The organism is Nostoc sp. DedQUE08, assembly GCF_034530895.1.
Classification (GTDB): domain Bacteria; phylum Cyanobacteriota; class Cyanobacteriia; order Cyanobacteriales; family Nostocaceae; genus Nostoc.
Map to the genome: position 1 here is coordinate 2,769 of NZ_JAVRCD010000117.1, position 8,491 is coordinate 11,259.

7 protein-coding genes are annotated in these 8,491 nt (G+C 41.3%); 3 read left to right on the top strand and 4 right to left on the bottom strand.

Annotated features, from left to right (window positions below; genetic code table 11):
• Window positions 1–81: 81 nt before the first annotated feature.
• Complete coding sequence (gene aroF, locus RMY64_RS36210) at window positions 82–951, top strand: 3-deoxy-7-phosphoheptulonate synthase (RefSeq protein WP_322702633.1); 870 nt, start codon at window positions 82–84, stop codon at window positions 949–951.
• A gap of 347 nt (window positions 952–1,298) precedes the next feature.
• Window positions 1,299–1,655, top strand: coding sequence for a hypothetical protein (locus tag RMY64_RS36215; RefSeq protein WP_322702629.1), 357 nt, complete (start codon window positions 1,299–1,301; stop codon window positions 1,653–1,655).
• Window positions 1,656–1,753: 98 nt separating this feature from the next.
• Here RMY64_RS36215 and RMY64_RS36220 read toward each other — a convergent pair whose 3' ends face one another.
• The 3 genes from RMY64_RS36220 to RMY64_RS36230 form a co-directional block, all read right to left on the bottom strand.
• Window positions 1,754–2,512 (bottom strand): sterol desaturase family protein, encoded by a 759-nt coding sequence (locus RMY64_RS36220; protein WP_322702630.1) that lies wholly within the window; start codon window positions 2,510–2,512, stop codon window positions 1,754–1,756.
• Between the two features lie 430 nt (window positions 2,513–2,942).
• Entirely contained in the window at window positions 2,943–3,329 is a 387-nt protein-coding gene (locus RMY64_RS36225; RefSeq protein ID WP_322674459.1) for a response regulator, read from the bottom strand.
• Window positions 3,301–6,465 (bottom strand): response regulator, encoded by a 3,165-nt coding sequence (locus RMY64_RS36230; RefSeq protein WP_322702631.1) that lies wholly within the window; start codon window positions 6,463–6,465, stop codon window positions 3,301–3,303. The genes RMY64_RS36225 and RMY64_RS36230 overlap by 29 nt, the downstream gene beginning before the upstream one ends.
• Window positions 6,466–6,847: 382 nt before the next feature.
• Here RMY64_RS36230 and RMY64_RS36235 point away from each other — a divergent pair, with 382 nt between their 5' ends.
• Window positions 6,848–7,252: an NIL domain-containing protein gene (locus tag RMY64_RS36235; RefSeq protein WP_094347724.1), complete on the top strand. Its 405-nt coding sequence runs from the start codon at window positions 6,848–6,850 to the stop codon at window positions 7,250–7,252.
• Between the two features lie 30 nt (window positions 7,253–7,282).
• Here RMY64_RS36235 and RMY64_RS36240 read toward each other — a convergent pair whose 3' ends face one another.
• Window positions 7,283–8,353 (bottom strand): DUF3616 domain-containing protein, encoded by a 1,071-nt coding sequence (locus tag RMY64_RS36240; protein ID WP_322702632.1) that lies wholly within the window; start codon window positions 8,351–8,353, stop codon window positions 7,283–7,285.
• Between the last annotated feature and the right edge of the window lie 138 nt (window positions 8,354–8,491).

The following is an 8,491-nucleotide window of genomic DNA, read 5'->3' on the forward strand; positions in this document are numbered from 1 at the left end:
CCCAATCCCCAATCCCCAATCCCCAATCCCCAATCCCCAATCCCCAATCCCCAATACTTAACTTTTCAGGAGAATGTAATCATGATTAATGCCAAACTTGCTGCACAAGCCCATCTCAACCACCAGACAATCGTTAAAATCTCGAAAGAAGTCGCTTTCGGCGGTAAAGAACTGGTAATTATCGGCGGCCCCTGCACTGTTGAAAGCTTAGAACAAATGGAGATAGTCGCTCAAAAGCTATCTAATGCATCAGTACAGGGGTTGCGTGGCGGTGTCTACAAACCTCGCACATCTCCCTACGCTTTCCAAGGTATGGGAGAGTCAGGATTAGAGATTTTAGCCAAGGTGCGATCGCATTACAATATGCCAGTTGTCACGGAGGTGATGTCAATTTCCCAAATTGAAGTAGTCGCCGCCCACGCTGATATGCTGCAAGTTGGTAGCCGCAATATGCAAAACTTTGATTTGCTCAAAGCTTTGGGACAAGCTGGTAAACCAATACTGCTCAAACGTGGTTTAGCAGCGACTATTGAAGAATTCGTCATGGCTGCTGAATATATCCTTAGTCACGGGAATCCTGATGTGGTGTTGTGCGAAAGAGGTATTCGCAGTTTCGACGATTACACCCGTAACGTCCTAGATCTAGGAGCAGTGGCAGCACTCAAGCAAATAACTCACTTGCCTGTAATTGTAGATCCTTCCCATGCCGTCGGCAAACGGGAGTTGGTCGCACCTGTAGCTAGGGCTGCGATCGCTTGCGGTGCAGATGGATTAATTATTGAATGTCACCCAGAACCAGAAAAATCTGTTTCTGATGCCCGTCAAGCACTTTCTTTAGAAGATATGGTGCATTTAGTTAATAGTTTAAAGCCTGTAGCTACAGCCGTTGGGCGCAGTATATCAGATGTTGGGGCGGGTTTGTCACCTGCCCCGATTTTTTGGGCGGCTTAAATTTCAGCAAACGGCGATCGCTTCAATATCTCAGCCAAAAGATTTATTTTGGGTTGACGGCAAACAGCGATCGCTTTCGTAAAATAAACTTGTTACTCCAGCTATTCCATTTGTTCTCAAACGTATTTTTACAACACAATCTTCTATATATAACTCTTATAGGAATCAAACCGGATTCCTATATATAAATATAAGTTATCGTTTTAACAAATAAGACTATTTGATTTTATTCTCTAAGTCGTTTTATCCTGAAATCAGTAGATATTTTAACTTTTACTAAATTGCCCAAAGAAATTTTAGTATACCGATCTTTCAACTCTGAGAATCTAAACAAGGATAATAACTAAATGCTAGAGCAGCAGATTGATTGCCCCATCAAGCCTAAGACAAGTGCAATGATTATGAAGCTTTTTCAAATCACTTTAGTGGTCTTAGTACTTTTAATCAACTTAGTAATTGCTTTCCCATCTTGGGCAGACAGTACGCCTTCTTTAACTAATCATCTTAACAACTTTCAAGTTGGGCAAAAAGTCATTTGGCTTTACAAGCCCCGCACTGATTCTAGCGATGTCCAAAGAATTCCTGCCGAAATAGTCAAGTTAAGTTCCAAGCAAGTGCAAATCAAGGTGTACAAACCTAACAACGAATTTGTCAATCGTTGGGTGAATCCAAACAAGCTTGAGAATTCGACAAAAATTAAATAGTCAGTAGTCATTTGTCCTTTGTCCTTTGTCATTTGTGATTACAAAGGACAAATGACTAATAACAGCCAACAGAAAAAAATGATTTAGGACTGCTATAGTTAAAACTCTCTTATGTGGATTTCGTTTTCATAATTAGGATCTTCAGTACCAAGCAGTTTATCCCAAAACGTAAAATACAAACCGTAGTGTACTTTATACTTACGATGATGTATGGAATGATGCATAGAACCAATAAGCCACTTTCCAATCCAGTCACTTTTAGATGAGGAAGGAAATAGCTCAAATCCGAGATGAGTAAACACTGCCCATACTGTCATAGTTATAAGTGCGGCAACTAAAGTGACGAAATGCAGGGGAACTATGAAGCTTACACCTACAAAAAAAAGTGCTTGTACAATTGCTTCTGGTAAGTCGAAGGCAGAAGAACTCCAAGGTGTTGGCTCTCCTGAACGGTGGTGTCCAAAATGCATCCATCTAAAAATTCGAGGATGGTGAAACATCCGATGGATAAAATAAAAGTAAGTATCTTGAAGAATTAGTACTGCAATAAAGCTAACTATTAAATACCACAGTCCGTATTTCCAGATGTCAGCGTATAGCAGGGTTGCTCCCAAATTATACTCTGAGATCATAAATGCTCCAGAAATAGCAAAAACTACTGTGGAGATTACTGATAATTCAATATCCTTTTTAATGGCACAATTCATCAACGGTTTCAAACGCAAACTCTTGTTAGCAAGAGACTTTCCTAAAACTAAATAAAAGAGCAAGTATGCTCCGCCAGCAATCAGAAAGTATCGGGCAAGAGTGGTGCCGAAGAAGAAAAAGCAATAATACCAAAATGAGTGGTTCGTCAATTAGACCCATCCGTAAGATTAATTTGGTGAAATGAAAATGCTGATTATGTCCGATTTTTTTGGTCTTTATTACCAAAAATAACCAAATTAAGATTTAATTTGTTAATCGACAAAATCCACTGCTTATTTTACAGCATCAAGTAGTTCAGATAATATATATTAAGTTTTATAATAAAAATTGAACTAATTTTATTGCATATATAAACATAAGTTATTACTATTCCTAAAAAAAGGTTCTTGTTTGACTAAAATTGTAGTAAATAGCTAATTTTGTAACTAAGTTACAATTTATTTAAGTCGTTCGTTTCTATGAGGTATTTCAACAACAATTAAATTTATTTTATCCATTGTGTTTTTTAACACCTAAAAAACGTTTAAATCACTTTTCCCTAGTCTATTTTTTATAAATTAATTTGCTATAGATTTTGTTTTACTTTTCTAGGCTCCAGCCCAAGGCTACGGCTACTTCAGCAGCTAATTCTAGAGGATTGAATGGTTTTGCGATCGCGGTAATCATTCCCATCTGATTATAGCGACGGCGATCGGAAGCCTGGATTTTAGCAGTTAACAAAATTACTGGAATCGCTTTGGTTAATGGATTGGCTTGTAACTTTTCAAAGGTTGTGATGCCATCCATCTCTGGCATCATCACATCTAGTAAAATTGCATCTGGTTGGTAAGTCTCAGCTTTAATTATGCCTTCTTGACCAGAACTCGCAGTCACTACTTTCCAGCCTGCGACTGTTTCCAAGCAAATCTTGGCAACTTCTTGAATATACTGCTCGTTATCAACCACTAGAATTTGCTTTGTTGTCATTGCTGCTATCCTCTTGTTGCTTCGGGGTAATGCTCTGAAGTAATTTCATCACCCGTTGTTCAAATTCCTTAGTAGTCACACGCCCGTTGCTCAAAAATTCTGCATCTGGACTTTGTTGGCTATTTGTAGTTGGCTCGTAACTACTATGAACTAAGAGAATGTTGGAAGAGTCTTCTAGATCGGGATTTTGGAAAGCCCGAAATAATGGCAGAGTGACGTAAAAAGTGCTACCTTCACCTAATACACTTTCAGCCCAGATGCGTCCGCTGTGTTGTTGCATAATGCTCTTGCAAATTGCCAAACCTAAACCAGTTCCGTCATGGTTACGTGAATCTGAAGAGTCAACTTGTTGAAAGCGCTCAAAGATACTCTCAAGTTTGTCTGTTGGGATACCGCGTCCGATATCTTTGACTGTCAACAAAACTTCATTCTCTTGTGGTTGCGCCCCCAACCAAACTGTAGATCCAGCAGACGAGAATTTAATGGCGTTACTCAATAGATTGGTCAATGTTTGGACAATGCGATCGCAATCTGCCAATACTTGGCCAGATTCGGCAGAAACGGATACTTTCACTCCTGCTTTGTCAGCCAAAGGCTGCATGACATTTACTGCTTGAACGATCAAGTCAACAATATTGCAGATTTCTGGTTCCATCTTCGCCTTACCCGACTCGATGCGCTCAATGTCTAGGATGTCGTTAATTAAACGTACTAGGCGTTCGCTGCTATCAGTGGCAATTTGCAATAGGCGTTTTCCCTGCTCTGAGTTTGTTGCTAGCAAACCACTGGCTAGCATTCCTAGAGAGCCGTGAATCGAAGTTAAAGGTGTGCGGAGTTCATGACTAACAACAGAGACAAATTCATCTTTCATGCGTTCAATTAGTTTGCGCTCTGTGATATCTCGTAAAATAACCGTATAAAATATTTCCTCAGCCATCTCTATTTTGGAGATAGAAGCCTCGGCTGGAAATTCAGTACCATCCTTGCGGCGTCCGTAGATTTCACGCCGTTCTCCCATCCGACGGGCAACATTGGGAGATTGACCAAAGTCAACCACATGTTGACGATGCGCTTGAAAAAAACGCTGCGGTAAGAGTAAATCAAGTCCTTGTCCAATCACTTCTTGGGCCGAGTAACCGAAAATCTTCTCTGCTCCTTGATTAAACAAAGTGATGCTTTGGAACCCGTTAATGGAAATAATTGCATCATCAGCAATATCTAAAATTCGTGCAAATCGAGCTTGAGAGAACCGTAATTCTCCTTGTGTCCGTTGACGTTCATCAAGTTGTGACTGCAACTGTTGATTCACCCGAATTAACTCAGCAGTGCGCTCTGCTACTCGCAATTCCAGTTCGTTGATGGCTTGTAAATTGAGAGATGAGCGAGGCAAAGAAGAATTCACTACCCTATCTTCCCCTGCTCCCCCTGCTTCCCCTGCCCCCTTGCCCCCCTGCCCCCCTGCCTCCCTGCCTCCCTGCACGACGCGCTGCCGCAATTTCATCCGTTCTAAGCGATTGACGATCCGGGTTACTAGTTCTGGCCCAACAATGGGCTTACTTACAAAGTCATCAGCACCAACGCTAAACACTTGATTTACCATTTCGGCATCGCTATGCACAGTCAGGAATAGAATCGGTAACTCACACCAGCGCGAATCGTTGCGTACTAATTGGCAAAGTTCTATACCATTTGTATAAGGTAATTCCACATCCAGAATCAGCATATCTGGCGTAATTATTTCCAAGATTTCCCAGAAATGACGCGGATCTTCAAGAGCGATCGCTTTTAGTCCCCAAGGACTAAGTAAGGTTTGTAAAAATGCCTGAATTTGCGGATCGTCATCCACAACCAATATTTTAGTTTCTGCATGAAGGTCATTTTCCAGTGGTTGTGTGACTGTTTCTAAAACCTGTGGCGTTGGTGATGCAGATATTGCTGCTACTTCGTTTCCGTCAATTTCCTGACGCAATAACTTTACCCAACTTTCGAGGTTGCTAATTTCAGATTGACTCAGGGTTTGACCAGAACTCAGTAACAGTTCGATATTGCGTGCTAATTTAGAGCCAAGAGGCAAGCCAAAAGTGCCTAAAGATCCCGCCAAGCTATGCGCCTCTTTGGCTGCAAGCGATCGCAAATCGGGATTTAAACTATTTTGGTTTAAAGTTGCGATCGCTTCCTCCAGCACCCTCACCTGCTCGTTTACCCGCTTTTGAAATCGTTGCCAAATTTCCGCAACTGCCATTAATGTTTGCTGTTGTGATTTGAGATTAGGAACCAAGGATTTTTCACAATCTAATTCCCCTCTGTCCCTCTGCTCCTCTGCCCCTCGGTCACTGAGCGTAGCCGTTGGCGCAGCCTCTCGTAGAGAAGTGCTGCTCCTCTGCCCCTCGGTCACTGAGCGTAGCCGAAGTGCTGCCCCCCGGTCACTGAGCGTAGCCGAAGTGCTGCCCCCCTGCCCCTCTGCCAGTGATTTCAGCCGATAGCCAATACCGTAAACTGTTTCAACCAAATCACTGGGCGCTCCTACAGCTTTGAGTTTGTGTCGTAACCCTTTGATATGGGTGCGAACAGCTTCTTCTTGTGGAGTGTCTTCATAACACCACAGATGTTCTAAAATCATGCCGCAGCTAAACACCCGACGAGTATTTCGCAAAAATAGTTCTAAAAGAGCATACTCTTTGGGAGTAAGTGCTAGCAGCTTTCCAGCATATATGACTTCACAGCTACTAGGGTCTAGCCGCAACCCCCCATACTCCAGTACAGGTTGCGAGGTTACACCTCTGCGACGCAACAGTGCCCGAACACGAGCAATTAACTCTTCTGCGTCAAAGGGTTTAACTACGTAGTCATCTGCGCCTGCATCTAGTCCGATCGCTTTCTCATGACTACTATCGCACCCTGTCAATAATAATATTGGCATTTGCAGACCACTAGACCGAATTTGACGACAAAGACTAATGCCATCCAGTTTGGGCAACATTACATCTAGAAGGATTAAATCATAATCGTAAGTTTGAATAAAATTCCAAGCAGTATCACCATCAGTGGCAACTTCAACCGCGTAGTTTTGGTTAGTTAAAACGCAGGTGAGTGAATATGCACTTAACTCGTCATCTTCGACAACTAAAATTTTCATGTTAAAAGCTTTCCAAGTTAAAATGGATATAACAGATAACAAGTAATAAATTTAAATGGCAAGTTTAATATAGTATCAATACTGATTTTTAAAGCATCTTCCAAAAGGTCTATATTTGCGGTTTCCAATATTAACAAATATCAATATTGATTAATTTTAATTGGATTTTCTAGCTACCTGCCCAGGAGCAGATGCCTTGCTCGTTCGTGCAACTTACTGTAGGAAAGGACTGTTAACGAAGGCAGGAGGTAGGAGGCCGTTTTTGTAACGGGGATTTATACCCCGCTTGCCAAACTTTTGCCTTAAAAGGCGAGGTTTTAGACCCGATTGTTTCGATAAAACTCTCAATACGTTACAACAGAAAAAACCCTCTGCTAAACCTGTGAAAAAACGAGTAACACTCACCTTCCCGAAACGCGCCGTGCAAATGCCAGTCACTTACGTACTGGCTAAAGAGTTCAACGTCGCCGCTAATATTATCCGCGCTCAAGTTGCCCCAAATCAAATTGGCAAATTGGTAGTGGAATTATCGGGAGACATCGATCAATTAGATGCGGCGATCGAGTGGATGCGATCGCGTAATGTTAATGTTTCTTCGACGTTAGGCGAAATTGCGATCGACGAGGATGTGTGTGTTCACTGTGGCTTGTGTACTGGGGTTTGTCCTACCGAAGCCCTCACCCTCCAGCCAGAGACATACAAGTTGACATTCACGCGATCGCGCTGTATTGTCTGCGAACAGTGTATCCCCACCTGTCCCGTACAAGCAATTTCTACTAACATTTAACAATCTAAAATCCCAAATCCAAGATTGAAGTTAGCCCAACTTAAACACATCCGCCATTACACTATCATCACCCACCAGCCTACTTTTTGCTGGAGAATCATAAACTACCAATAGCGAAGGTATGCCAGTTACATCCTGAAACAGCGTCATTCCTTCAGCGTGTTCTTCCCGATTCCCATAAGGAATATCTTGCACAAAATCGGGATTGCTGAAGACATTTTCTCGCATATTCACACCATTTACCCAGCGATAAACTTGCACGGGGCCATCTAAATCCATCGTTGGCCCAGCTAAAATCAACAAATCTTTATCATTTACATACAAATCTCGAATTCCCAAACCATTCAACCAGATAAAATGCTTTTTATATAACTCCTGCAATTCTCCAATTTGCTTTAGTTTCATCAGTCCAGGGGTAGAATCTTCTAACTCTATTTCCAGCACCACAGCCCAACCTCGCAATACAGGCCCGCGCAAACCCAGAAAGACGCGGTTTTGATAAATGCCTATTCCTTCAATATCAAAGCCATTATCCTTTCCGGGAATTCCTGCCTTAATAAACAAGCCTAAATGGGCATCATCTGCCAAAGCTGTCATCAGCAAATTACCCTGATTCGTCACCTCTAATTTACTGGCAGTCAATTGCACATCTGGCTTTTCGGGATGTGGGCAAGATGAGAATAGCTTACCGTCTATCAGAGGAATTCGACCTAAAATGTAACGGTTAGGTTCTGATTCAATTTTTGCTAGCCTTTTAAAGTTCTTGGCATCTGTATTTTCGGGTTTGGATTTTTTACGTTTGTAGCTGTGAGAACCAACAAACCATAAGTAATTATCCGTGTAAGCTAGTCCCTCTACATCAATTTCTTCCTCTTCTGGTGCAGGTAAATCGATAAATTCTGCTACACGAAATTGTTGATGATCTGTAAATTTCTCAGTATCAATCAAAGAAAGACGCTCAATAGTTGAAGTTTCATCTGACCCTAACCATAAATACTTCTGATGTGTTAGTAGCAGTGCTGATAAATCTTCTCTATGCTCTTTAAAAGAATCTACAAAAGTCAATAAAACTTGATTTAGCAAATGATGTAAGTTTGACATTTTAAATTATATTGATATTTACAAATATACTAGCCATGATATTATAATATATGGTTTAATTATCGTAAAATTTTGTTATCCAAACTATAGCAATCTGATTTGATTTCTGAATTAATCGTAGGGACTAGGGACTGGGGA